Source organism: Pseudomonas mucoides, from assembly GCF_015461845.1.
Classification (GTDB): Bacteria; Pseudomonadota; Gammaproteobacteria; order Pseudomonadales; family Pseudomonadaceae; genus Aquipseudomonas; species Aquipseudomonas mucoides.
Genome location: NZ_JACOPW010000004.1, coordinates 457,605 through 481,806, shown reverse-complemented (window position 1 = coordinate 481,806; position 24,202 = coordinate 457,605). Strand labels below are relative to the sequence as shown.

General features: G+C 60.1%; 21 protein-coding genes, 2 tRNA genes and 1 pseudogene. 10 read left to right on the top strand and 14 right to left on the bottom strand.

Features of this window, described 5'->3' with window-relative positions; translation table 11 throughout:
• Nucleotides 1–59 precede the first annotated feature (59 nt).
• Together H8F22_RS20955 and rimI are read left to right on the top strand one after the other, a co-directional pair.
• Nucleotides 60–809 (top strand): hypothetical protein, encoded by a 750-nt coding sequence (locus H8F22_RS20955; RefSeq protein WP_027925916.1) that lies wholly within the window; start codon nucleotides 60–62, stop codon nucleotides 807–809.
• On the top strand, nucleotides 802–1,254 hold the full coding sequence (gene rimI / locus H8F22_RS20950; RefSeq protein ID WP_027925917.1) for a ribosomal protein S18-alanine N-acetyltransferase: 453 nt from the start codon (nucleotides 802–804) through the stop codon (nucleotides 1,252–1,254). Before H8F22_RS20955 ends, rimI begins: the two co-directional genes overlap by 8 nt.
• Nucleotides 1,255–1,383: 129 nt before the next feature.
• Here the strand turns inward: rimI and H8F22_RS20945 are convergent, their stop codons facing one another.
• Complete coding sequence (locus tag H8F22_RS20945) at nucleotides 1,384–1,788, bottom strand: hypothetical protein (protein ID WP_027925918.1); 405 nt, start codon at nucleotides 1,786–1,788, stop codon at nucleotides 1,384–1,386.
• A gap of 141 nt (nucleotides 1,789–1,929) precedes the next feature.
• Between H8F22_RS20945 and can the strand changes: the two genes are divergently transcribed.
• Nucleotides 1,930–2,574: a carbonate dehydratase gene (can, locus tag H8F22_RS20940; RefSeq protein ID WP_027925919.1), complete on the top strand. Its 645-nt coding sequence runs from the start codon at nucleotides 1,930–1,932 to the stop codon at nucleotides 2,572–2,574.
• 45 nt (nucleotides 2,575–2,619) lie between these two features.
• On the opposite strand, the gene H8F22_RS20935 is transcribed toward can, so the two are convergent.
• The 3 genes from H8F22_RS20935 to H8F22_RS20925 all read right to left on the bottom strand — a co-directional run bounded on the left by H8F22_RS20935 (nucleotide 2,620) and on the right by H8F22_RS20925 (nucleotide 7,201).
• Nucleotides 2,620–3,792: a hypothetical protein gene (locus tag H8F22_RS20935; protein WP_027925920.1), complete on the bottom strand. Its 1,173-nt coding sequence runs from the start codon at nucleotides 3,790–3,792 to the stop codon at nucleotides 2,620–2,622.
• Between the two features lie 73 nt (nucleotides 3,793–3,865).
• Complete coding sequence (locus H8F22_RS20930; RefSeq protein WP_194940629.1) at nucleotides 3,866–5,563, bottom strand: acid phosphatase; 1,698 nt, start codon at nucleotides 5,561–5,563, stop codon at nucleotides 3,866–3,868.
• Between the two features lie 219 nt (nucleotides 5,564–5,782).
• On the bottom strand, nucleotides 5,783–7,201 hold the full coding sequence (locus tag H8F22_RS20925) for a short-chain fatty acid transporter (RefSeq protein WP_027925922.1): 1,419 nt from the start codon (nucleotides 7,199–7,201) through the stop codon (nucleotides 5,783–5,785).
• Between the two features lie 202 nt (nucleotides 7,202–7,403).
• Here H8F22_RS20925 and H8F22_RS20920 point away from each other — a divergent pair, with 202 nt between their 5' ends.
• The 4 genes and pseudogenes from H8F22_RS20920 to H8F22_RS20910 all read left to right on the top strand — a co-directional run bounded on the left by H8F22_RS20920 (nucleotide 7,404) and on the right by H8F22_RS20910 (nucleotide 10,809).
• Entirely contained in the window at nucleotides 7,404–8,717 is a 1,314-nt protein-coding gene (locus tag H8F22_RS20920) for an MFS transporter (protein ID WP_194940628.1), read from the top strand.
• 85 nt (nucleotides 8,718–8,802) lie between these two features.
• A pseudogene (locus H8F22_RS33110) lies at nucleotides 8,803–9,567 on the top strand (PAS domain-containing protein); the annotation flags it as partial.
• Entirely contained in the window at nucleotides 9,547–10,155 is a 609-nt protein-coding gene (locus H8F22_RS33105; protein ID WP_407692652.1) for a methyl-accepting chemotaxis protein, read from the top strand. The pseudogene H8F22_RS33110 and the gene H8F22_RS33105, both read left to right, overlap by 21 nt.
• A gap of 57 nt (nucleotides 10,156–10,212) precedes the next feature.
• Nucleotides 10,213–10,809 (top strand): flavin reductase family protein, encoded by a 597-nt coding sequence (locus tag H8F22_RS20910; protein ID WP_027925925.1) that lies wholly within the window; start codon nucleotides 10,213–10,215, stop codon nucleotides 10,807–10,809.
• A gap of 4 nt (nucleotides 10,810–10,813) precedes the next feature.
• On the opposite strand, the gene H8F22_RS20905 is transcribed toward H8F22_RS20910, so the two are convergent.
• Both H8F22_RS20905 and H8F22_RS20900 read right to left on the bottom strand, forming a co-directional pair.
• Entirely contained in the window at nucleotides 10,814–11,182 is a 369-nt protein-coding gene (locus tag H8F22_RS20905; protein WP_027925926.1) for a cupin domain-containing protein, read from the bottom strand.
• 76 nt (nucleotides 11,183–11,258) lie between these two features.
• Nucleotides 11,259–12,071 (bottom strand): AraC family transcriptional regulator, encoded by an 813-nt coding sequence (locus H8F22_RS20900; RefSeq protein WP_194940627.1) that lies wholly within the window; start codon nucleotides 12,069–12,071, stop codon nucleotides 11,259–11,261.
• Between the two features lie 159 nt (nucleotides 12,072–12,230).
• Between H8F22_RS20900 and ddlA the strand changes: the two genes are divergently transcribed.
• Nucleotides 12,231–13,325, top strand: a complete 1,095-nt coding sequence (ddlA, locus tag H8F22_RS20895; RefSeq protein ID WP_027925928.1) for a D-alanine--D-alanine ligase — start codon at nucleotides 12,231–12,233, stop codon at nucleotides 13,323–13,325.
• 81 nt (nucleotides 13,326–13,406) lie between these two features.
• On the opposite strand, the gene ggt is transcribed toward ddlA, so the two are convergent.
• Nucleotides 13,407–15,239 (bottom strand): gamma-glutamyltransferase, encoded by a 1,833-nt coding sequence (ggt, locus tag H8F22_RS20890; RefSeq protein ID WP_194940626.1) that lies wholly within the window; start codon nucleotides 15,237–15,239, stop codon nucleotides 13,407–13,409.
• A gap of 165 nt (nucleotides 15,240–15,404) precedes the next feature.
• On the opposite strand from ggt, the gene H8F22_RS20885 reads away from it, so the two are divergent.
• Nucleotides 15,405–16,514 (top strand): DUF2817 domain-containing protein, encoded by a 1,110-nt coding sequence (locus tag H8F22_RS20885; protein WP_059182160.1) that lies wholly within the window; start codon nucleotides 15,405–15,407, stop codon nucleotides 16,512–16,514.
• Between the two features lie 89 nt (nucleotides 16,515–16,603).
• Here H8F22_RS20885 and H8F22_RS20880 read toward each other — a convergent pair.
• Nucleotides 16,604–16,680 (bottom strand) — tRNA-Met (locus tag H8F22_RS20880).
• A gap of 116 nt (nucleotides 16,681–16,796) precedes the next feature.
• Nucleotides 16,797–18,851 (bottom strand): methyl-accepting chemotaxis protein, encoded by a 2,055-nt coding sequence (locus H8F22_RS20875; RefSeq protein WP_059182161.1) that lies wholly within the window; start codon nucleotides 18,849–18,851, stop codon nucleotides 16,797–16,799.
• A 333-nt stretch (nucleotides 18,852–19,184) separates the two neighbouring features.
• Between H8F22_RS20875 and H8F22_RS20870 the strand changes: the two genes are divergently transcribed.
• Nucleotides 19,185–20,402: an MFS transporter gene (locus H8F22_RS20870; RefSeq protein WP_194940625.1), complete on the top strand. Its 1,218-nt coding sequence runs from the start codon at nucleotides 19,185–19,187 to the stop codon at nucleotides 20,400–20,402.
• A 110-nt stretch (nucleotides 20,403–20,512) separates the two neighbouring features.
• Here H8F22_RS20870 and ychF read toward each other — a convergent pair whose 3' ends face one another.
• The 5 genes from ychF to H8F22_RS20845 form a co-directional block, all read right to left on the bottom strand.
• Nucleotides 20,513–21,613 carry a redox-regulated ATPase YchF gene (gene ychF / locus H8F22_RS20865; protein ID WP_027925946.1) on the bottom strand — a complete coding sequence of 367 codons (1,101 nt, stop codon included), beginning with the start codon at nucleotides 21,611–21,613 and terminating at the stop codon, nucleotides 20,513–20,515.
• Between the two features lie 22 nt (nucleotides 21,614–21,635).
• A complete protein-coding gene (gene pth / locus H8F22_RS20860) occupies nucleotides 21,636–22,220 on the bottom strand; it encodes an aminoacyl-tRNA hydrolase (RefSeq protein WP_056853278.1) in 585 nt (194 codons plus the stop codon).
• Nucleotides 22,221–22,390: 170 nt separating this feature from the next.
• The gene (locus H8F22_RS20855) at nucleotides 22,391–22,993 is read right to left on the bottom strand and encodes a 50S ribosomal protein L25/general stress protein Ctc (protein ID WP_027925948.1); all 603 of its coding nucleotides are present in this window, start codon (nucleotides 22,991–22,993) and stop codon (nucleotides 22,391–22,393) included.
• 141 nt (nucleotides 22,994–23,134) lie between these two features.
• The gene (locus H8F22_RS20850) at nucleotides 23,135–24,076 is read right to left on the bottom strand and encodes a ribose-phosphate pyrophosphokinase (protein WP_003208392.1); all 942 of its coding nucleotides are present in this window, start codon (nucleotides 24,074–24,076) and stop codon (nucleotides 23,135–23,137) included.
• Between the two features lie 46 nt (nucleotides 24,077–24,122).
• Nucleotides 24,123–24,197: transfer RNA gene (locus H8F22_RS20845), tRNA-Gln, on the bottom strand.
• Between the last annotated feature and the right edge of the window lie 5 nt (nucleotides 24,198–24,202).

Below are 24,202 nucleotides of genomic sequence, written 5' to 3'. Positions count from 1 at the left end.
TATCCACAAGTGGCCGACCTTTGCTTATCGAGTCCCGTCGCCGCGCTTATTTGACCGCCATGCAGGTGGTCAACTGGCTGCCGCGCACCGAATTGCCCTTTGCCGCGCCTTCGCGCCCCGAGTTGCTGGAGATGCCTGAGCCGTTGGTCGTCGCGCCAATGGCTCCGGTTGCGCCTGCGCCTGTGGCTGATGTGCCCGTGGAACCGCTGGTCAAACCGGCCGAACGGGTGAAGATCGAGGTGCCGCGTCCTTCATTGGCCAGTACGCGCACCAACGCCAAGGTCGAAGAAGAGGCGGCTCCGGTCGTCGCCAAGGTTGTGCAGGTGCCGCCACCGCGCTTCGCCCTGCAATTGTTGCGCGCCGGTCGCTGTCTGCTGCTGGTGGAGTTACCCACAGGCGAAACGTTCCAGACTCGCGATCCCGCCTATTTATTGCTCAAGGACATGCTGCGCGCCGCCGGTCTGCCGGACAGCCCACAGATCGTCGGCGAACCGGTACGCTGGCCGCTGCTGGCTCGCGGCACCATGGATCAAGGCCCGGAAGCGGCGCGCGACTTCGTCCAAGGCTTTCTCTCGGCGCGTATCGAAGACGCGCCATGCGTGTGCGTGTGGCTGATCGGCCTGCCGGCGGTGCGTTTTGCCGGTGAAGCCAACGCCGAATCGTTCAACCGCGAACTCCAGGTCGAAGGCCTGGGCTCGGTCTGGGCCCTGCCGGGTCTGGAATTATTAATGGAAGAGCCACAGCGTAAGGCTGATGTCTGGCAAGCCATGCGTCGGCTGATGGCGCGCTGGAAAGAATCAAATGAGTGACGCTGTATCGTTCCGCCCGATGACCGAGGCGGACCTGGACGCTGTACTGAAAATCGAATACGCGGCATACAGCCATCCCTGGACTCGCGGGATTTTTCTCGACGGGCTGGGCAAGTATCAGATCTGGCTGATGTTCGAAGGGCAGCAGCAGGTCGGCCACGGCGTGGTGCAAATCATTCTGGATGAGGCACATCTGCTCAATATCACCGTCAAGCCGGAAAATCAGGGCCGTGGCCTGGGTTTGACGCTGCTGGAGCATTTGATGTCGATTGCCTACAAGGCTGAGGCGCGGGAGTGTTTTCTGGAAGTTCGCGACAGCAACCGCACGGCGTTTCGCTTATATGAGCGGTACGGGTTTAACGAGATTGGCCGGCGTCGGGATTACTACCCGGCTGTTGGTGGTCGGGAAGACGCCGTGGTCATGGCCTGCACCCTGGTCGACTGACCTTCTTTAGAGCCTCGCGAGCAGGCTCACTCCTACAGTTGATCTGTGTAGTCAACAAATTCTGTGACAGACATAGATCAACTGTAGAAGTGAGCCTGCTCGCGATGGCGTCAAATCAGGCGATAGAGATCACCGATCCTTATCCATCGGATCCCGCCGCGCCATCTCCGCCTCATCCAGGCCATTCCCCCCGCCAATGTCATCTTCATCGACAATGCTCAAATCCCAATCCGCCTGATCACCGTCACCCGCTTCATGGGCATCCCGCGCGCCATCTTCATGGATCAACGTTTCCGGGCTCATGTCATCATCGGTAGACTCGTGATCATCGGTCGAAGCCCCCGTCATACCGGCTTCACGCACGCGCTCGCGAGGCATCAGCCGTTCGCGTTCGGTTTCGGGCAACTCGTCACCGATTTTGGCGCTGGGTTCTTCCTCATCGAAATCCAGCTCTTGCATCGAGCCCATGCGGTCTTCGTTGTCGTCGATCGGCTCAGGTTGCACCGCATCGTACGGACGTCGTGATTCAGTCATGGCAATTCCTCATACTGTGGGCCTTACTAGGGTTGACCCACTGGGCTCCTGAGAATTCCACCGGTCATACTTGCATCAAGCGCGTGACCTCGACGGGCGGTTGTTTGTCAAACCTGCGCATCATTCTTGAGGCTTTACAGCATGAACGAATTACAAGATCTGATTGATAACAACGAACGCTGGGCTGAAGCGATCAAACAGGAAGATCCGGACTTCTTCTCCAAGCTGGCCCGCCAACAGACGCCGGAATACTTGTGGATTGGTTGTTCCGACGCCCGCGTGCCGGCCAACGAGATCGTCGGCATGCTGCCGGGCGACCTGTTCGTACACCGTAATGTGGCCAACGTGGTGCTGCACACCGACCTTAACTGCCTGTCGGTGATTCAGTACGCGGTGGACGTGCTCAAGGTCAAACACATCCTGGTCACCGGCCACTATGGCTGTGGTGGCGTACGCGCCTCGATGCAGGATCGTCAGCTGGGCCTGATCGACGGCTGGCTGCGCTCGATCCGGGACCTTTATTACGAAAAGCGCGAAGAACTGGCCGAGCTGGCGACTGAAGAAGAACAGGTCGATCGTCTCTGTGAGCTCAACGTGATCCAGCAAGTGGCGAACGTCGGCCACACCAGCATCGTGCAAAACGCCTGGCACCGTGGGCAGCCGCTGTCGATCCATGGCTGCATTTACGGCATCAAGGACGGTCGCTGGAAAAGCCTGAACACGACCATCAGCGGATTTGAGCAACTGCCGCCGCAATACCGTCTGCGTCCGGTCGAGAAGCTTTAAGCCGGTCGGGGAGTGCGCGTCAGCCTTTGCTGACGCGCAAGGTGATTACAGCGCCGGTGCCGGAATCGCTGTTGCGGGCGCCGGAGCTTGCAGCTGTTGGAGTTGGGCCTTGATTGGCGTTGTCGCGCACTTGGCCTCGGCTTGTTCCGGGGTCAGGTTGCGGATCGAGGTGTAGAACAACTCGCAGGTTTTTTCTTTCTGGGTCACTTGCCAGGTTTGTGTGCAGCTTTTCAGCTGGGCAGCAGGGTCGCTGCCCGGTGTGCTGCCCATGCCGGCTTGCCAGCACGCGGCGCTCAAATCCTGGCCCATGACGGCCAGGCCCGCAGCATCGGCTTTCGCCTGAGCATCGTCGCCGGTATAGCTGTCCGGGTTGGCGGCGTACCAGATGTAACTCGGATGGTTCGAGCCCAATACCGGCACGTTCAGGCCTTTCTTCGGGCTGATCATCGCCAGACCCAGCACGTCGACGGTCACACCATATTGCTGCTTGATCCAGTTACGCACTGGCGCGCCAAAGGCGACCATCGGCAGCGCCGCACCTTTGGCGTTCTGGCTGACGTCCTTGACCATGGTGGTCTGGTAATCCGTGAAGTAGCCGTAGACACCCTCCAGGTCCTTGCCGGCGCTGGCCGGCGCGGCAATGGGCGCGATGTCGATGATGGTCTGATAGCCCGGCGTCTGGTCAGCGGGGATGCCGTTATCCGTCAGCAACGTGGCCCAGCGATCCGTGGTCGCGGAGCGCAGGTAATCCTGAGCCTGGGTCAGGGAGTAATCCGGCGGGAAGTGCAGCAATTCGACACTCTTACGGTTTTCCAGGGCCATGCCCAACGGCAGGAACAAGTACCAGTTGTAGGCCCATTTGCTGTCGGCATTGAGTTTTTTGGCACCGGTGTAGGCCAGATCGCCGGCATCGAGTAACGCGGCCAGCGGTTTTTCGTAACCCTTTGGTACGCCGCTGATGTCGGCGTAGAGCTGATGGTTATCGGTCTTTACTCGCACTTTTGCAGTGCTGTAGCCATCGCGTTGCACGCTTTGGGTCAGGTAATGCTCGACGGTTTGTTCAAGCGTCCAGTTGCGAAAGCAGATCACATTGCAGTTGTTGGGGTAGGCGAAAAGCCGGGTAACACGTTCGGTGCTGCCCAATTTCAGATCGACATCGGCGTGGGCGGCGGCACTCAGGGCGAGGGCGGCAAAGGTGAGTCCTGTGAGTTTCAGCATGCTCAGATCCTTTTCAGCGTGGGCCCGCGTGGATCGCAGGCCACCGTACTAAAGCAGATCGGCCGATAATTGCTCAGCTGAACCTGAGCGCATGGGTCAAGTCGCCCATGGGTTTCTGGCCCCGAGCAATCATCGCCTCATCCCGCTGCTTGAGCCCGTCGAGCTTCTCCAGCCCGAACACCCGAGTGATCAAACGCAGGATCGACGCTGTGTCATAGACCGTGTGGTCCACCGTGCCTTTGCGCGCGAAGGGCGACACCACCAGCGCCGGCACCCGCGATCCCGGCCCCCAGCGATCGCCTTTGGGCGGTGCAACGTGATCCCACCAACCCCCGTTTTCATCGACCGTAACCACGACCACCATGTTTTTCCATTGCGGGCTTTCGCGCAGCACTTTCAGGGCGCGCACGATGTGCCGATCACCGGACGCCACATCGGCGTAACCGGCGTGCATGTTCAGGTTGCCCTGGGGTTTGTAGAAGCTCACCGCAGGCAGTTTGCCAGCCTCGGCATCGGCGAAGAACTTGTTGGTGCTCGATTCATCGCCCAGGCCGGCGTCGCGCAGACGTTTGTTGCGTTCGGCCGGGTTCTCCGGGCCCAGCTGTTTGAAGTAGTTGAACGGCTGATGGTGGTACTGGAAGTTGGGGATCTTCGGGATGCCACCGGAGTCCTTGAACTGATCCAGCGTCGCCTGCCAGGCGCCGGCGTACCAGGCCCAGTCGACATTTTTCTTTGAGAGCTTGTCGCCGATGTGCTCGTGGGTTTGTGGGACCAGCACGTTCGGCAAGTCTGGTTTGGCGTAGGCCGGGCGGTCAGGGTCGCGAATCCACGTCGGCCAGTACGGCGGCGCGAGCGTGTTGACGCCGTAGCCGTCCGGGGTCAAAGCGCTGGGACCGAACTGCGGTGGGCCGGTCATGGCGCTGGCCGGGGATTTATCCAAAGGCTTGAGTCGTGGGTCCGCCGGATCGTCGCTTTGCAGCACCGCGATTTGCGCCTTGGCCACCGAATTGGCCGCATCGGGATAAAACGGCGCGGTGGCGCTGATCAGGTATTGGTGGTTGAGAAACGAACCGCCGAAAGCGCCCTGGAAAAAGTTATCGCAGAGCACAAATTCCTGGGCGACGTCCCACAAGCGCAGGGAATAACGACTCTGCGCGTAATGGCCCATGGTCAGGCCGCCGGAGTCTGCCCAGGCGACAAAACCGTCATTCTTGCCACCGTTGATCTGCATCTGGTTTTGATAGAACACGTGCCACAAATCGCGGGTCACCAAGCCAAACGGCAGGTCTTCAGCGTTCGGGCCTTTGAGGGCAAACGGCGCGTTGGGCAGTTGCTCCTGAAACTGGGTTTCACTGGGGTACGTCACGCCATCCAGGGTTTGCGGACCGATCTGCAAAACGCCGCCCCACACCGGTGGCAGCGTCTGCAACAGACTGCCATCGCGATCACGCTGTTGATACTCGCCAGGCTGAAGGGACGACAGTGGTTTTTCGACGCCGGGGAAATCGCCGAACAGATTGTTGAAACTGCGGTTCTCGGCATAGATCACCACCACGGTTTTCACCTGGTCGTGCAGGGCTTTGTCCAATTCCGCCGGGGACAGTGGGTGTTCGACAGGTTTGCCCGGCTCATCCCCCTGATTGCCGCAAGCGCTCAGCGTTGCGCCGACACCCAGCACCGCAACGCCACCGAGAAAGCGCCGGCGGCTAGTATCGGTGGGCGCATCTGCGTCGGGAGAAGGAACGTCGATGTTGTCTTTATCGTCAGTCATGCCAAGTCCCGTTTAGCTGAGTTTGTTGCAATATGTTTCGGCGGACGCTAGCAGCGGGATGTGACAGAAGGGTTACAGTCTTGAGTGCAGCAAAGTTCTTAATGTAGGCGTGAGCCTGCTCGCGATAGCGGTTTGGCAGTCACATCAATGTTGGATGGACTACCGCTATCACGAGCAGGCTCGCTCCTACAGTTGTTTTATGGTGATTGTTGGATCGGGTTAAGGCATTACCGGCGCCGTATACGTCAGCGTCGTCCCCAGCGCCCACAGCAGAAACAACACCAGCGGCGTGTGCACCAGCAATTGCACAAACGAAAACCCGATCAAGTCCCGCGCCTTCAGCCCGAGCACGCCCAGCAGCGGCAGCATGTAGAACGGGTTGATCAGGTTCGGCAGCGCTTCGGCTGCGTTGTAGATCTGTACGGCCCAGCCCAGGTGGTAGTTCAGGTCCGTGGCGACTTGCATGACGTACGGCGCTTCGATGATCCACTTGCCGCCGCCGGACGGAATGAAGAAACCGAGAATCGCCGAGTACACGCCCATCAGGAACGCGTAGGTGTCGTGGGACGCGATGCTGACGAAGAAGGTCGAGATGTGGTGCGCCAGGGTCTGGGCGTCAGTGCCTTTGACCGTGGTCATCAACGCGGCGATCGAGCCGTACAGCGGGAACTGGATCAGCACGCCGGTGGTGGTCGGGACAGCGCGGGCCACGGCATCGAGGAAGCTGCGTGGACGCCAGTGCAGCAGCGCGCCGAGCATCAGGAACAGGAAGTTGTAGGTGTTCAGCCCGGAGATGGCACTGATCGCGGGTTTGGTCGAAAACTCGTGGAACAGCCAGCCAGCCGCGAGTGCCACCAGCAAAAGGGTCAACAGCGGGCTGTGTTCCAGCCATTCGCCCGGGCGGGTGCGCGGGGCCAATGGCGGCAGATTGAAGCTCGGGTCGATGCCGCAGGCCTTGGCGTCACGGGCGGTGTTAGGGCCTGGCGCGGTGGCGTAGGCGATGATCAGCGAGACCACGATCAGCGCCAGCAGCATTACGCCGGACTGCCACAGGAAGATCGTTTGGGTGAACGGAATCACCCCGGTGATCGACAGGATCGACGGCGGCAGGCTGGCCGGGTTGGCCTGCAGTTGGGCGGCGGACGACGACAGACCCAGGGCCCAGACTGCGCCAAGACCCAGATAGGCAGCGGCGCCGGCGGCGCGGTAGTCCATTTTCAGATCGACGCGGCGGGCGAGGGCGCGCACCAGCAAACCGCCAAACACCAGCGACAAGCCCCAGTTCAGCAGCGAGGCAACCATGGAGATCAAGGCGACCCACGCCACGGCCGAGCGCCCGTTTTTCGGGATACGTGCCAGGCGGTCGATGAGTTTCACGGCGGGTGGCGAGGCAGCGACGACATAGCCACCGATGACCACGAACGCCATCTGCATGGTGAAGGGGATCAGGCTCCAGAATCCATCACCGAACGCCATGGCGGCGTCAGTCGGTTTGGCGCCCATGAACAGAGTGGCGACGGCGACGATGATTACCGCCAGCGCGGCAAATACCCAGGAGTCGGGGAACCAGCGTTCGGCAAAACTTGAGCAGCGCAGGGCAAAGCGGGCGGAGCGGGTATCTTCGATATCAGCGGCCACGGGGGTACCTCGAATTTTTATGTTTATTGTGGTCTTTCGGGCTGCAAAGGCCCGTCTGGACAGACGCCAACAGTAAATCAACCGCTGCTGACTTGTGACGAAACTTTACCAAAACAGGACTATGGTCTAACGGCTTGTCCATGGGCGCGTTTGCGTAGACCATGGGCGCCTTGGTTTTTTACCGGCTGCAGAGTTCTTTTTCATGACTGCCAACATCCCTTCGCGCCCGACGCCTTTTACCCGCTCGGATTACAAGACTCTCGGTCTTGCGGCCCTTGGCGGCGCGCTGGAAATCTACGATTTCATCATTTTCGTGTTCTTCGCCCTGACCCTCAGCCAACTGTTCTTCCCGCCGGAAATGCCCGAATGGCTGCGCCTGCTGCAAAGCTTCGGGATCTTCGTCACCGGTTATCTGGCGCGCCCGTTGGGCGGAATTCTGATGGCGCATTTCGCCGACCGGTTGGGGCGCAAGAAAGTCTTCAGCCTGAGCATCCTGATGATGGCGCTGCCGTGCCTGCTGATCGGGATCATGCCGACCTACGCGCAGATCGGCTATTGGGCGCCGCTGCTGCTGTTGGTGCTACGTGTCCTGCAAGGGGCGGCGGTGGGCGGTGAAGTGCCGAGCGCCTGGGTGTTCGTCGCCGAGCACGCGCCGGCCGGGCATCGCGGGTATGCCCTCGGTTTCCTGCAAGCCGGGCTGACTTTTGGCTACCTGATTGGCGCGCTGACGGCGACCTTCCTCGCACAGGCGTTCACACCGGCGGAAATTCTCGATTTCGCCTGGCGTTACCCGTTCCTCCTGGGCGGTGTGTTCGGGGTGATCGGTGTCTGGTTGCGCCGCTGGCTCAGTGAAACCCCGGTGTTCATGGCAATGCAGGCCCAGCGTGATGCCGCCGTCGAACTGCCGCTGCGCACGGTCTTGCGTGAACATCGTCTGGCAATGTTGCCGGCGATGATCCTCACCTGCGTGCTGACCTCGGCGGTGGTGGTGTTTGTCGTTATCACTCCGACCATGATGCAGAAAACCTTTGGCATGACCGCCAGCCATACCTTCGCCTTGAGTGCGTTGGGCATCGTGTTCCTGAACATCGGCTGTGTACTCGCCGGGCTGCTGGTCGACCGCATCGGCGGCTGGCGCACGGTCATGCTCTATAGCCTGCTGCTGCCGCTGGGGATTGGTGTGCTCTATACCAGCCTGATTACGGGTGGTCACTGGATTGCTCTGTCCTACGCGGTTGCCGGTCTGAGTTGCGGAGTGGTCGGCGCGGTGCCGTCGGTGATGGTCAGCCTGTTCCCGGCGCGGGTTCGCGTCTCGGGCATTTCCTTCACCTACAACATTGCCTACGCCGCGTGGGCGAGTATCACACCACTGTTATTGATTGGTCTGATGCCGTGGAGCCCGTGGATCTGCGTGATCTTCTGTGCGGTCATGGGCGCAGTGGGTGTGGGCAGCGCGGCGTATTTTGGCGCACGCCTGCCCAGAGCCGGCCATTGCGCGGCCGCTGGCGCGATGTAATCGCAGCGTGTGACCGTAACTATTTTTGTAGGACAACCTTGAAACGCTCTTCAGAAAAGAACCGTACCGCCGATGGCTAGGCTGCATGCCGCTTTCTCTCCCAGTCCATCGGTGCTTTCCCATGTTCAACAAACGCTTGAAGCAGGAGCTGTCGGCTCTTCGCGAAGAACTCTCCAGCCTTCATCAAGTGAAGGACAGTCTGGAAAGCGAGATGCTGGTCCTGACCCTTAATCCCGATGGCCGGATTCAATCGGCCAACCAGAACTTCCTGGGTGAAATGTTCTACAAGAGCGGCGACCTGATCGGCAGGAACATCGACGAGATCGTCCCGGTCCATGTCAAATCCGACGAATTCCACCGCCGCTTCCAGAACGCGCTGACCCGTGGCGAGCATTTCGCCGGGGCCGTGCGTTTACTGCGGGGCAACGGCAAGGAGGCGTGGTTGCGTTCGATTGTGCAGCCGGTGCGCTCGGCGGACGGCCGAATCAAACATTTCTCGATTTACTCCAGCGACCTGACCCGCACCATCGAAGCGTCCCGTGAGCATGAGAACCTGATCGGTGCGCTGGTGCGTTCGACCGCGGTGATTGAGTTCGACCTCGATGGCAACGTTCTGACGGCCAACGACCGCTTCCTCAGTGGCATGGGTTACAGCCTCGCGCAGATCAAGGGCAAACATCACCGCACGTTCTGTGAGTCGCAGGAGGCCAGCAGCGCCGAGTACCAGAACTTCTGGCGACGCCTGAATGCCGGTGAGTTTGTTGCCGGCCGTTTCAAGCGCGTCGACAGCCATGGTCGTCTGGTCTGGCTGGAAGCGTCCTACAACCCGGTGGTTGACGCTAACAACACGCTCTACAAAGTGGTGAAGTTCGCCACCGTGATTACCGATCAGGTCAATCAGGAAAACGCCGTGGCCGAAGCGGCCAACATTGCGTATAGCACCTCTCAGCAAACCGATCAGAGTGCCCAGCGCGGTACGGCCGTGGTGACTCAGGCAGTGGACGTGATGCGCGACCTGGCCAGGCATATGCAGACCGCTGGCGATGGCATCGAGGCCTTGAACGAGCAATCGCTGGTGATCGGCACTATCGTCAAAACCATCAGCGGCATCGCCGAACAGACCAACTTGCTGGCGCTCAACGCGGCCATCGAGGCGGCTCGGGCAGGTGAACAGGGCAGGGGGTTTGCCGTGGTGGCGGACGAGGTCCGGCAGTTGGCGTCCCGCACCAGCCAGGCCACTGATGAGATCGTCGGTGTCGTGCGGCAGAACCAGGAGATGGCGCGTAATGCCGTGGCCCTGATGACCGACGGCAAGCTTCAGGCAGAACAAGGCCTGGCGCTGGCGGCGGAAGCGGGCACGGTGATCGTCGAGATTCAGGACGGTGCGCAGAAAGTGGTGAACGCGGTCGGGCAGTTTGCCAATCAACTGGCGACTTGATACCTGCCATCGCGGTGGAAATCGCTACAATCGGCTCTTTTCCCAGGAGCAGACACCATGAGCGTTTCCCATCGCCGCCCGGTTCCTTTGTCCAAGGCCTATCGCCTGCTCAATCACGGGCCGACCGTCCTGGTGAGCGCCGCCCATGACGGCCAGCGCAATATCATGGCCGCGGCCTGGGCCATGCCGCTGGATTTCGAACCGCCGAAAATTGCCGTGGTGCTGGACAAGTCCACCTGGACCCGACAACTGCTGGAAGCCTCGGGCACCTTCGTGCTGAACGTGCCCTGCGTCGCTCAGGCCGATATCACCCAGACTGTTGGCTCGACGTCAGGCCTGGAATTGACCCAGGGCCAAGGTCAGGACAAGTTCCAGGCCTATGGTTTGCAGACCTTCAGTGGTGAACTGATCGATGCTCCTATGCTCGAGGGCTGCGTGGCCTGGCTGGAATGTCGACTGCTGCCAGAGCCCACCAATCATCAGCAATACGACCTGTTCCTGGCCGAGGTGATTGCCGCCCAGGCAGATGAACGGGTCTTCAGCGACGGCCGCTGGCACTTCGAAGGGCATGACGCCTTGCGCACCTTGCACCATGTGGCGGGCGGGCATTTCCTGATGATCGGCGACCCGGTGGACGGCAAGACATTGGCGTAACGCCTCACACCCACACGTCATTGACCGCCGTTCGCTCACCGCCTTCGCTGCCGGTGTTCAGTACGCCTTTGGGTTCGATCAGCAGCAGCTTCACTTCCTGCTCGGCAGAGGGTTTGTGCTCCACCCCTTTGGGCACCACATACATTTCGCCGGCGTTGACCAACACGAAGCCATCACGAAACTCGAGGCGTAACTGGCCTTCGAGCACGATGAAGGTTTCGTCGGTTTCCAGATGGTCATGCCAGATGAAATCCCCCAGCAACTTCACCACCTTGAACTGGTAGTCGTTCATTTCGGCGATGACCCGGGGCGCCCAGTGCGCATCGATCCGGGCGATTTTTTCAGCGAAGTTCAGGCTTTTGTAAGCGGACATGAAGTGTCTCCCGTGGTTGATCGTGAACCCACGATAACCAGCGCTCAGGTCTGCTTCTTGTACGATTGTGCGTGGCTCAGCGACGGTGCATTTTCATCCAGCGGGCCGGCGACAGGCCGTAGGTTTTGCTGAATTGCCGGGTCATGTGGCTCTGATCGGTGAAGCCGGCAATCAACGCGGCGCTGACCAGCGACTGGCCCTGGATCAGTAGAGAACGCACCAGGTCCAGGCGCCGCATGGTCAAGTATCGGTAAGGGCTGGTGCCGAACAACAGGCGAAAGTCCCGTGACAGGCTCCAGCGATCACGACCGCTATGGTGCGCCAGTTCCTCCAGCGTCACGGTGCGATCCAGCGCACTGTGAATGAATTCCCGCGCACGCTCCGCAGCCACGTAGTCGAAGCTCTGGTGGCGGGCGGAAGTTGTTCCCGAAACGCTGCTCAGAGCCTGCGCCAGATCGTACAGCGCGTCCTGCTCCTCCAAAGGGTCGAGGGGGCAATCCAGGCTGCGCAACAGCGCGTCGGTGGCGGCGAACAGGCGAGGGTCGGTCGACAATCCGGTCTTGACGAACGGCAGCGGTTGCCCGCCGAGCATCTGCTGGATCAGCGCCGGTTCGATGTACATCATTCGGTATTTGAAACCGGCTTCGGTGCCGGCCTCGCCATCGTGGGCTTCGTCCGGATGCAACACCAGGGTTCCGCCCGGCAGGCTGTGGCGCCATCCGCCGCGGTACTGAAAACTCTGCACACCGGCCAGTGTTCGGCCGATGGCGTAGGTGTCGTGGCGATGAAGGTCGTAGCCGTGCCCTGCAAAAAACGCTTCGAAACGTTGCAGGCCGCCCACGTCGGGCGCGCGGTGGAACCAGTCGATGGGAGGCGTTTGCTTGGCCATGGTGGGGGTGTCTCGAACGCGGTGAAGAACACGTTACCCCAGTGATCGACTGGCTGTCTGCTCTGCGATTAAACCCTTTGGACGGGTGGAAAACCGTGGGCGAATGTTGCAAGGTTCTCTCTGCTGTTCGGCGGGTGGCCAATCGTTGAGGTGTTTTGAATGAGCAAATTGCGGGTAGGGATTATTTTTGGTGGTCGTTCGGCGGAGCATGAAGTGTCGCTGCAATCGGCGAAGAACATTGTCGATGCACTGGACCGCTCGCGCTTCGAGCCGGTGTTGATCGGCATCGACAAACAAGGTCACTGGCACCTCAACGACCCTTCGAACTTCCTGCTCAATCAGGAAAATCCGGCCCTGATCGCGCTCAATCAGTCCAACCGTGAACTGGCGGTGGTGCCGGGCAAGGTCAGTCAGCAATTGGTGGAAACTTCCGGTCAGGAACTGCTCGGGCACGTCGATGTGATCTTCCCGATTGTCCACGGCACCCTGGGTGAAGACGGTTGCCTGCAAGGCCTGTTGCGCATGGCTGACTTGCCCTTTGTCGGCTCCGACGTGCTCGGCTCGGCGGTGTGCATGGACAAGGACATCAGCAAACGCCTGCTGCGCGACGCCGGGTTGGCGGTGACGCCGTTCGTGACCCTGAACCGCGCCACGGCAGCGCGTACCGGGTTCGCTGAGGTGCAGGGCAAACTCGGCCTGCCGCTGTTCGTCAAACCGGCGAACCAAGGCTCGTCCGTAGGCGTGAGCAAGGTCAGTGACGAAGCCGAATATAAGGCGGCCGTGGAACTGGCCTTGGGGTTCGACGAAAAAGTGCTGATCGAATCCGCCGTGAGTGGCCGTGAGATCGAATGCGCCGTGCTCGGCAACGAAGACGCCATCGCCAGCGGGTGTGGTGAAATCGTGGTGAGCAGCGGTTTCTATTCCTACGACAGCAAATACATCGACGCCCAGGCGGCACAGGTCGTGGTACCGGCTGAGATCAGTGTCGAGTCCAGCGAACGTATTCGGGCTCTGGCCGTCGAGGCATTCCAGGTGCTGGGCTGCTCCGGGCTGGCGCGGGTCGATGTGTTTCTCACCGACAGCGGCGAAGTGCTGATCAATGAGATCAACTCGCTGCCCGGTTTCACCCGGATCAGCATGTACCCCAAGCTCTGGCAGGCCACCGGCATGACCTACAGCGATCTGGTCAGCCGCTTGATCGATCTGGCCCTGGACAAGCACAAGGCGCGACAGGCGTTGAAGATCTCGCGCTAAGCTGAATGTTTGCGAGTGGTGACATCCGGGATTGAAAAGGGCCTACCTCCCGGTAAGCCCTTTTTTATTCCCGCGCAGGAATCAATCCCCCAGCGCTTGTCCTTCACGCCGAGGGTCAGCCCCTCCAGCCAATGACGCATTTCCTTGCGCGTCCTTGACCCGAACAATCGCCTGGGTGCCGCTGGTCATGTCAATCTCGCTGATGCTGTGTCCCTTGTCCTTCAACGCCTGGATCAGCTCCGCGCTGAACTGTCCCTGCTCAAGCTCCGTCGGGCCGTTGCGGCTACCAAAGTTGGGCAGGTTGATGGCGGCTTGCGGGTCGAGGTTCCAGTCGAGCAGGCCAATGGTGGATTTGGCCACGTATTCGATGATTTGCGAGCCGCCAGGGGAACCGATGGTGGCGAGGAATTCACCGCTTTGGCGGTCGAAGATCAGGGTCGGCGCCATGGAGGAGCGTGGGCGTTTGCCGGGCTCAACGCGGTTGGCAACTTTTTGCCCGTTTTCTTCGGGGATGAACGAGAAGTCGGTCATCTCGTTATTGAGCAAGAAGCCCTGGACCATCACGTGCGAGCCGAAGGCGGACTCGATGGTGGTGGTCATGGACACGGCGCCGCCCTGATCATCGACCGCCACCACTTGTGAGGTGGAGATGCGCAGCGGCGAGCGGTCTGGCGCGTAGGCGACCTGAATACCCGGCGGGGTACCGGGTTTGGCCACGCCCATGCTGCGATCTCCGATCAGGGCGGCGCGGCGGGCCAGATAGGCCGGGTCAACCAGCCCTTTGACCGGCACGGACACGAAGTCAGCGTCGGCCACGTATTGCGCGCGATCGGCGTAGGCCAGGCGCTCGGCTTCGGCGATCAGGTGCACGGCTTGCGGATCGGGCTCGGTGCCGGCGGGTTTTTCGGTCTTGAGCGGTTTCAGCTGCGCGAGGGCGAAGCGCGGGTCGCGGGTTTCCAGGGCCTGCAAGGTGCCGAGGATCTGCGCCACGGCGATCCCGCCCGATGATGGCGGCGGCATGCCGCACACCTGCCACCGTTTGTAGTCAGTGCACAGCGGCGCGCGCTCCTTGGCTTGATAGCCTTGCAGATCGTTCAGCGACAAGCTGCCGGGGTTGGTGTGGCCCTGAACCTTGGTGACGATCTCTTGCGCGATGGCGCCTTTGTACAGCGCGTCAGGCCCTTCGTTGGCAATGCGTTTCAGCACGGCGGCCAATGCCGGATTTTTCAACAACGTACCGGCGGCTTTCGGGCTGCCGTCCGCATTCAGGAAGTAGGCCACCATGTCCGGCGAGCTGCGCATGGACGAGTCCGAGGCGATCAACAGATGAAGGCGCGGCGAGATGGCGAAGCCTTGTTCCGCGAGTTTGATGGCCGGTTCGAAGAGCTTCGCCCACGGCAGACGACCGTGTTTGCGGTGCGCCAACTCAAGCGCTCGCAACACACCCGGCGTGCCCACCGAGCGCCCGCCAATCTGCGCCGGGGTGAACGCCATCGGTGTGCCGTCGGACTTCAGGAAAAGCTTCTCGGTGGCGCCGGCCGGTGCGGTTTCGCGACCGTCGAAGGTGCGCACCGCCTTGCCATCCCAGAGCACGATCAATGCACCACCGCCAATGCCGGAGGATTGCGGCTCGACCAGCGTCAGTACCGCTTGCATCGCAATCGCGGCATCGATCGCCGAACCGCCCTGACGTAGCATCGCCCGGCCGGCTTCGGCCGCCAGCGGATTGGCCGCTGCCGCCATGTGTCTGGAGGCGTGTCGGGTTTGCAGGTCGGTGCGATAGCCCGAGGCGCTTTCGGGTGCCACAGGCAACGTCGATGTCGGTGGGGCGTTGCAGGCGGTGAGGGTCAGCGTCGCGACGATCAGCGACAGGGCCGAGCGGCGATAGCGGCTCAAATGGAAGGCTGAGAACACGTTGAGGCACTCCGTCCGTGGGGAAAGTTACCGGGACTTTATCGGCCGACTCGGCATGACGCAAACCAGGGCCTACAGTAAAGCTGCTTTGGTCCTTCATGAGTCGACGGATTTTCTGTAGGGTCGAGAGCAATAGACGGGCCAGAAGATCAACAAGAGGCAGACATGCAGACCGAGTTTCCCACTCAGCCAAGTTACCGTAATCAGCGAGAGCTGTTCCTCGCGGCCGCCACTGAGGCCGGTGCGACGTTGACCGAATACCCGCACCCGCTCAAAGGGCCTTTCGGCGAGCCCTTGAGTACCGACGTGGCGGTGCTGGGCGATCCCGGCGCCAAGCGATTGCTGATTGCGCTGAGTGGCACCCATGGCGTCGAAGGCTTCTACGGGTCGAGTTGCCAGATCAAATGGATGCAGGACTTGGGCAAGCGCTCACTGCCGGCGGATGTGGCCGTGGTGTTCATTCACCTGATCAATCCGTGGGGCACCGCCTGGCTGCGGCGGGTTAACGAAGACAACATCGACCTGAACCGCAATCACCTGAATTTCGAACGGCCGTTGCCGGACAATCAGGCTTACGCGACGCTGCATGACATCTACGCGTGCACCGAGCTGCAAGGTCCTGAGCGTGAGCGCGCCGATGCCTTGCTCGACGCGCAAATCCGCCAACATGGCTGGCCGGGGGTGATGTCGATTGTCGAGGGCGGCCAGCACAGTCATCCCGACGGTCTGTTTTTCGGTGGGCTGGCGCCAAGTTGGTCGAACCGCACACTGCACGCCATCCTGCAAAATCACATTGCCCATGCCGACGTGGCCATGTGTTTCGACTTGCACACGGGGGCCGGCGAGTACGGTCATCCGATGCTTTTGACCATCACCGAGGCGGCGTATCCGGCGCTGCCCGATGCGCAGGCCATTTACGGGCCGTGGCTGTACACGCTGCTGACCGGGGCCGACACCTTGAGTGAAACCGGTGTGGCGGCAACGGCGACTGGCTACACCTCGCAGGCGTTGATCGACGCGTTGCCGAGGGTTCGGTTGATGCCGTTTGTGATTGAGTGCGGGACGTATCCGGGGGCAGACGTGCATCGTCATTTGCGCGATGACCACTGGCTGCATCTGCATGGCGATCTGACGGGTGTGCTGGCGCGCGGGATCAAGCTGAATCTGCTGGAGCAGTTCTATCCGGCCGACAACGACTGGCAGGCGATGGTGTGGTTGCGGACGTGGCAGATTTGGGAGCGGGCGCTGTCGGCATTGCCGACGATTCGTACCTGACGCGGATCACCCTGGACCCATGGAGTTCAGGGTACTTTTCTCGAGGCATAAAAAAACGGCCTACCTTTCGGTAAGCCGTTTTTAGTACTTGGTGGCTACACAGGGACTTGAACCCCGGACCCCAGCATTATGAATGCTATGCTCTAACCAACTGAGCTATGTAGCCAAGTGGCGCGCATTATTGGCTTGGAACGATGATGTGTCAAGCGTAAATCTAAAATATTTCTCTACGCTTTCAACTGCTTATCCTCCTGACCCGAAAAATCGGGCCGGCGGAGGGCGTCAACTGAGCTGAAATCTCCCGGTATTCGCGCTCAGGGCCTTGCTGCCCTGGCTCAAGGTGTCGGCCGCCAGGTTCACCGCCCGTGCGCCTTCCAGCAACCTGACCGCCGCCTGATCGACTTGCTGAATGTTGCCGCTGACTTCATCGGCGGTGCTGGCCTGTTCTTCCACGGCGGTCGCGATGTGCGCCAGGGTGTCGGTCACGCCTTGCACCGCGAGGGCAATTTCCCCCAGGCGTTCGCCCAGGCCGGTGACCGATTGCGCGTCACTTTGCGCCTGGCTACAGGCCGCTTCCATCAGGCTGACCGCTTCGTTCACGGTGTTGCGCAGGCTGTCGACCGTGCCGGCAATTTGCGCGGTGGAGGACTGGGTGCGTTGCGACAGGCTGCGGACTTCATCGGCCACCACGGCAAAACCGCGACCTTGTTCACCCGCCCGAGCCGCTTCGATAGCCGCGTTGAGCGCCAACAGGTTGGTTTGCTCGGCGACTCCGCGAATAGTGTCGACCACCAGCTGAATCTGTTGCCCTTGCTCACTGACCCGACCTAGCGCCGCGGCAGTGTCGTTCAAGCGCTGATTGAGCTGCTGAATGCTCGCCGTGGTGCGCTGACTGTCTCGGCTGCTGTCGGCGGCAATGCGCTGGGTGTGCTGAGCGCTGCCTGAGGCCTGTTCGCAACTCTGGGCGACCCCTTGAGAGGTCGCCGCCAGTTGCGTGGCCGCCGCGGCGATCTGGCTGATTTGCAATTGTTGCGCTTCGACTTCGCCGAGGGCGCCGCTGGAGTGATGGTTGAGCGTGCGCACCGCGTTGCTCACTTGCAAGGTTTCGTGATCGACCCCTTGCAAGCTGTTACGCAGTTGCACCACGGCAACGTTCAGGGCGGTGCTGATGGCCGCCAGTTCGTCACGGCCCTGCACGGGGGCTTGCAGGCTCAGATTGCCGTCACGCAGGGCTTCGGCCAACAGCGTGATACCACTGGCGCTGCGCCGGATCGAGGCTTGCAGACAGACGAACAGGTACAGTGCGGCCAGCAGCAGGCAGCCAAAGATCGACGCCACCAAAATGAACTGGCGAATCGCCGAGTCGTGGTAGTAATCCAGGCGCTGATCCAGCGACATCAACGATTGCTGACGCAGGGCGGCAAGGTCGGTGAGCAGGGCGTCGAGGTTGCGTTCGAATTCTTCCGGCTTGAGGCTGATGCTGCCGCCGAACACGCCGTCATCCAGCACCTTCAGACTCGCGTCGAGGTGTTTGAGGTTGTCATGGTATTGCCCGGCCCAACTTTGCAACGCACTGGGCAGGCGCGCTTCGAGGAGCGTGGCGGTTTTTACCAGTTGCTCCCGGGCATCGCCGATACGGCTGCGCAAGTCACGCAATTGCAGGCGACTTTGCAGGGTGAACTGGCCCGATACCACGGACGCTTGGCCGACGGCGGCCAGGCGACCGACGCGTTCAATCAGGTCTGGCGCGTGCTGGGTGGAAATCTGCGTCAGCAAATAGGTTTCCAGCCAGGGCGCCAGTGTCAGTCGATTGTCCATGGCGATCTGTTCGCGCAGGGCTTGCAAGGCGCTCAAGGCATTGGTGAAACGGTCGTAACCGTCCGGCCACCAGCCAACGCCGCTGAGGCTTTTCGAGTCCAGGCCATTGAGGGCGGCTTGCAGGGCTTGATAACGGGTCAGCGTTTCGCCCTCGGCGCCTTCGACTTTCAGCGCATTGCCGAGGTCTGAGGTGGCTTGCGCGACGGCAGGCTGCACCGCATCAAATGCACCCATCGCGGCGAGGGTCGCTGGCGTTGGCTGGCGATTGGTTTCCGTGGCACGCCAGCGAGCCGCGCGATCACGCTGGGCGGCGAGCAGGTTATCCAGAGCATCCAGAGCGAGCAACTGCCTGACCCCGGCACGTTCGCCGGAGATGAGGCTGAGTTTGGCGCGATAATCCTGACCGATCATCAACAGGCTGCCGGCCAGCGGCAGGATAAACAGCAGAAACAACAGCTGAAATTTGCGTGCGAAGCCAAAACGCCCCAGCAAACCGATCCCCGGTGATAAAAACGACATGCCCCATGACTCCTCTGGACACCACGCACCATCGGCGTGCGTCGAGGCCGTTGCGACCGCGACTCGTGCCCTTTTAAAAGGCCTCGAAAGTTCACCCTCGCCAGCTCTGTAGGCCGACTCTGTAGCGAAACTTCCCATTCTCGGTCCCCTTTGTAAGAGGCCCGCGTTGAAGGTGTTAAACAAGGCAAGATTCAGACCATGGCGTTGCGCTATCACCTGTCGGGCGATGAAAGATTAGTTCGTTAGCTGGCTAAGGGGATGGCGCTCTTGCACCGAAAAATGGCACATTGACGCACCTGCCTGCGTGCACCCATCCGCTGTACGGAAATTCTCATGGCTATCAGCAACGCTCAGACCGGCGCGACGTCGGCACCCGCGACTCAACAAAGCAGCCCGTTGGTCATGCGCATCATCGGCGCGGTGGCGCTGGCGCACCTGATCAACGACCTGATCCAATCGGTGCTGCCGTCGATTTATCCGATGCTCAAGGCCAACTATGGCCTGACCTTTACCCAGGTCGGCCTGATCACGCTGACCTTTCAACTGACCGCTTCGCTGTTGCAGCCGTGGGTCGGTTACTACACTGACAGACATCCAAAACCCTGGCTGCTTCCCGCCGGGACGGTGTGTACGCTGATCGGCATTGTGATGATGTCGATGGTTGGCACCTTTCCGTTGATTCTGTTGGCGGCGGGGCTGATCGGTATCGGTTCGTCGACCTTTCACCCGGAGGCCTCTCGAGTGGCGCGACTGGCCTCGGGCGGGCGATTTGGCTTGGCGCAATCGACCTTTCAGGTCGGCGGCAATGCCGGGTCGGCGTTCGGTCCGTTGCTCGCGGCCGCGATCATCATCCCGTACGGTCAGGGCAATGTGGCCTGGTTCGGGCTCTTCGCTGTATTCGCGCTGTTCGTGCTCTACCGGATCAGCCGCTGGTACGCCAATCACTTGAACCTGTTCAAACTCAAGCAAGGCCAGGCGGCGACTCACGGTTTGTCGAAGGGCAGGGTGATCAGTGCGCTGGTGGTGCTCGGGATGCTGGTGTTCTCCAAGTACTTTTACATGTCCAGCCTCACCAGTTACTTCACGTTCTACCTGATCGAGAAGTTCGACCTGTCGGTGGCCAGCTCGCAGCTGCACCTGTTCCTGTTTCTGGGGGCGGTCGCGGCGGGGACGTTCTTCGGTGGGCCGATCGGCGACAAGATCGGGCGTAAGGCGGTGATCTGGTTCTCGATTCTCGGCGTGGCTCCGTTCACGTTGCTGCTGCCGCATGTCGACCTGTTCTGGACCAGCGTTCTGAGCGTGATTATCGGCTTCATCCTGGCTTCGGCGTTTTCTGCGATTGTGGTGTACGCGCAGGAATTGGTGCCGGGCAATGTCGGGATGATTGCCGGGGTGTTCTTCGGCTTGATGTTTGGTTTCGGCGGGATTGGTGCGGCGTTGCTGGGGCATCTGGCGGATGTGCACGGCATTGAATACGTGTACTTCCTGTGCTCGTTCCTGCCGTTGTTGGGTGTGTTGGCGATCTTCCTGCCAAGAACCAAAAAGGCCTGATCCCACACACTCCTGCACTGGATTGTTGGTGTGGCGAGGGATTTATTTCAGGTACAAAAAAGCCGCGTATCAAACGCGGCTTTTTCTTGGGCGGTGTCTCGTCAAATAACTTAGACGTTGAAGCGGAAGTGCATTACGTCGCCGTCTTTAACGATGTAATCCTTGCCTTCCAGACGCCATTTGCCGGCTTCTTTGGTGCCGGCTTCGCCCTTGTACTGGATGAAGTCGTCGTACGCGATGACTTCGGCGCGGATGAAGCCTTTTTCGAAGTCGGTGTGGATCACGCCAGCGGCTTGTGGTGCGGTGGCACCGACGCGGACGGTCCAGGCGCGGACTTCTTCGACACCGGCGGTGAAGTAGGTCTGCAGGTGCAGCATCTCGTAGCCAGCGCGGATCACGCGGTTCAGGCCAGGCTCTTCCAGGCCCAGGGCTTCGAGGAACATGTCTTTCTCTTCGCCGTCTTCCAGTTCGGCGATTTCAGCTTCGATCTTGTTGCAGACCGGAACCACCATGGCGCCTTCTTCGTCGGCGATGGCCTTGACGATGTCCAGCAGCGGGTTGTTCTCGAAACCGTCTTCAGCGACGTTGGCGATGTACATGACCGGCTTGGTGGTCAGCAGGTGGAAGCCACGAATCACTGCCTTGTCGTCGGCGCCCATGTTCTTCATCAGGGTGCGCGCAGGCTTGCCGAGGGTGAAGTGAGCGATCAGTTGCTCCAGCAGGCCTTTCTGGACCACGGCGTCCTTGTCGCCACCCTTGGCGTTACGGGCGACTTTCTGCAGTTGCTTTTCGCAGCTGTCGAGGTCGGCGAAAATCAGTTCCAGGTCGATGATCTCGATGTCGCGTTTCGGGTCGACGCTGTTGGAGACGTGAATCACGTTCTCGTCTTCGAAGCAGCGGACCACGTGGGCGATGGCATCGGTTTCACGGATGTTGGCGAGGAACTTGTTGCCCAGGCCTTCACCTTTCGACGCGCCGGCAACGAGGCCTGCGATGTCGACGAATTCCATGGTGGTCGGCAGGATGCGCTTTGGATTGACGATGGCCGCCAGGGCTTCCAGACGTGGATCCGGCATCGGCACGATACCGGTGTTCGGCTCGATGGTGCAGAAGGGGAAGTTCTCGGCCGCGATCCCGGATTTGGTCAGGGCGTTGAATAGGGTGGACTTACCGACGTTAGGCAGGCCGACGATGCCGCAATTGAATCCCATGGTGTTTTCCCCGAGGAGTGAGTCAGGCCTTCTGGCTGTGCAGGTTTTTCATCGCGCGGTTCCATTCACCGGCGAGGATATCCGGCAGCACGCCGAGGGCAAAGTCGATGCTGGCATCGAGTTTTTCCTGTTCGGCGCGTGGCGCACGACCCAGGACGAAATTTGAAACCATACTGGCAACGCCCGGGTGGCCAATGCCAAGCCGCAAGCGGTGAAAGGTATTCTGGTTGCCCAGTTGCGCAATGATGTCGCGCAACCCGTTGTGACCGCCATGGCCGCCGCCCTGCTTGAGCTTGGCAACGCCCGGAGGCAGATCGAGTTCGTCGTGCGCCACGAGGATTTCTTCAGGCTTGATGCGGAAGAAGCCTGCCAGAGCTGCTACGGCCTGGCCGCTACGGTTCATGTACGTGGTGGGAATCAGCAGACGAACATCCTGACCCTGATGCGAAAAGCGCCCGGTCAGGCCAAAATATTTGCGATCGGCGACAAGGTTGACCCCTTGTGCGTTCGCGATACGCTCAACAAAAAGGGCCCCTGCGTTATGCCGGGTCTGTTCGTATTCAGCGCCTGGATTTCCCAGGCCAACGATCAGTTTAATGGCAGTCACGATAGGGGCCCTTCCTTGGAGTGGTGGATAACATCGCCGCAATCAGTGTGTGCGGCGAAAGTGGACGAAAATTGCTCATTTACCATTCAGTAAACTTCGCGTTCTCGCCCGCTCTCTCGCTACGTTCCAGTCCGCGATGTTACTAGATCACTCCGGCTTCACAGAGTGAATTACTCTGCTGCGCCTTCTTCAGTAGCTTCTGGAGCAACACGTGGGGCGTGGACGTTGGCAACAGCCTTGTCATCACCGTGTGCCAGAGCAACAAACTCAACGCCTTTAGGGGCTTTGAGGTCGGACAAGTGAATGATCGAGCCGACTTCGGCGTTAGCCAGGTCAACTTCGATGAATTCAGGCAGGTCTTTTGGCAGGCAGGTCACTTCGATTTCGGAAACAACGTGCGAAACTTCGCCGCCTTTCTTGATCGGAGCTTCTTCACCAACAAAGTGTACAGGCACGATAGCGGTCAGTTTCTGGCCAGCGACTACGCGTACGAAGTCAGCGTGCAGCACGTGGCCTTTAGCCGGGTGACGCTGCAGTGCTTTGATGATTACATTTTGCTTGGTGCCGCCAACGTTCAGCTCGATGATGTGGCTGTAAGCCGCTTCGTTTTCGAGCAGTTTGGCAACTTCTTTAGCCAGCATGCTGATGGATTCAGGGGCTTTTTCGCCACCGTAAACTACAGCTGGTACCAGGCTTGCGAGACGACGCAGGCGGCGGCTCGCACCTTTCCCCAGGTCGGAACGCACTTCAGCATTCAGAGTAAAATCGTTCATGTTGTATCTCCAAAATAACCACATTCGCCCCAGCGTTTGCGACCAGCGCTAAAGGCGATATGGGCAAAAAAGCCCCGCCCCGACAGGAATGCCGGGGCGGGGCGCTTTTCGTCAACGAGACATTCGAGAAGGGCAGGGCCCTTAGCGGAACATCGCGCTGATCGATTCTTCATTGCTGATGCGGCGGACCGCCTCGGCAACTACCGGCGCGATATCCAGTTGACGGATACGCGAGCAGGCTTGTGCAGCTGCGGACAACGGGATGGTGTTAGTCACCACCAGTTCATCCAGCATGGAATTTTCGATGTTTTCGATCGCCCGACCGGACAGCACAGGGTGTGTGCAGTAGGCGAAAACCTTGGCAGCGCCATGCTCTTTCAAGGCCTTTGCCGCGTGGCACAGAGTGCCGGCGGTATCGACCATGTCATCGACCAGAATACAGGTACGCCCTTCGACATCACCGATGATATGCATCACTTCAGAGTGATTGGCTTTCTCACGGCGTTTGTCGATGATCCCGAGATCCACGCCCAGGGATTTGGCAACAGCACGTGCACGCACGACGCCACCAATGTCCGGGGACACAATCATCAGGTTTTCGAAGCGCTGATCTTCAATGTCATCCACCAATACAGGGGAGCCGTAGATGTTATCTACCGGAATATCGAAGAAACCCTGGATTTGGTCAGCATGCAGATCAACCGTGAGAACACGGTCGATGCCGACTACGGTAAGCATGTCAGCAACGACTTTCGCGCTGATAGCCACACGTGCGGAACGCGGACGGCGATCCTGACGGGCATAACCAAAGTAAGGAATAACAGCAGTGATACGAGTAGCTGAGGAGCGGCGGAAGGCATCAGCCATCACTACCAGTTCCATCAGGTTATCGTTGGTCGGAGCGCAAGTCGGCTGAATAATGAAGACATCTTTACCGCGGACGTTTTCATTGATCTCGGCTGTAATTTCGCCGTCGGAAAATTTACCGACAGAGATGTCACCGAGAGGGATATGCAGCTGACGTACGACACGTCGAGCCAGATCGGGGTTGGCGTTCCCCGTAAAGACCATCATCTTGGACACGCGCAGTACCTGAAGGCTGAGGGTAACCTGGATGAGTATAGGAAAATGGCAGGGGCGGCTGGATTCGAACCAACGCATGGCAGGATCAAAACCTGCTGCCTTACCGCTTGGCGACGCCCCTGTATC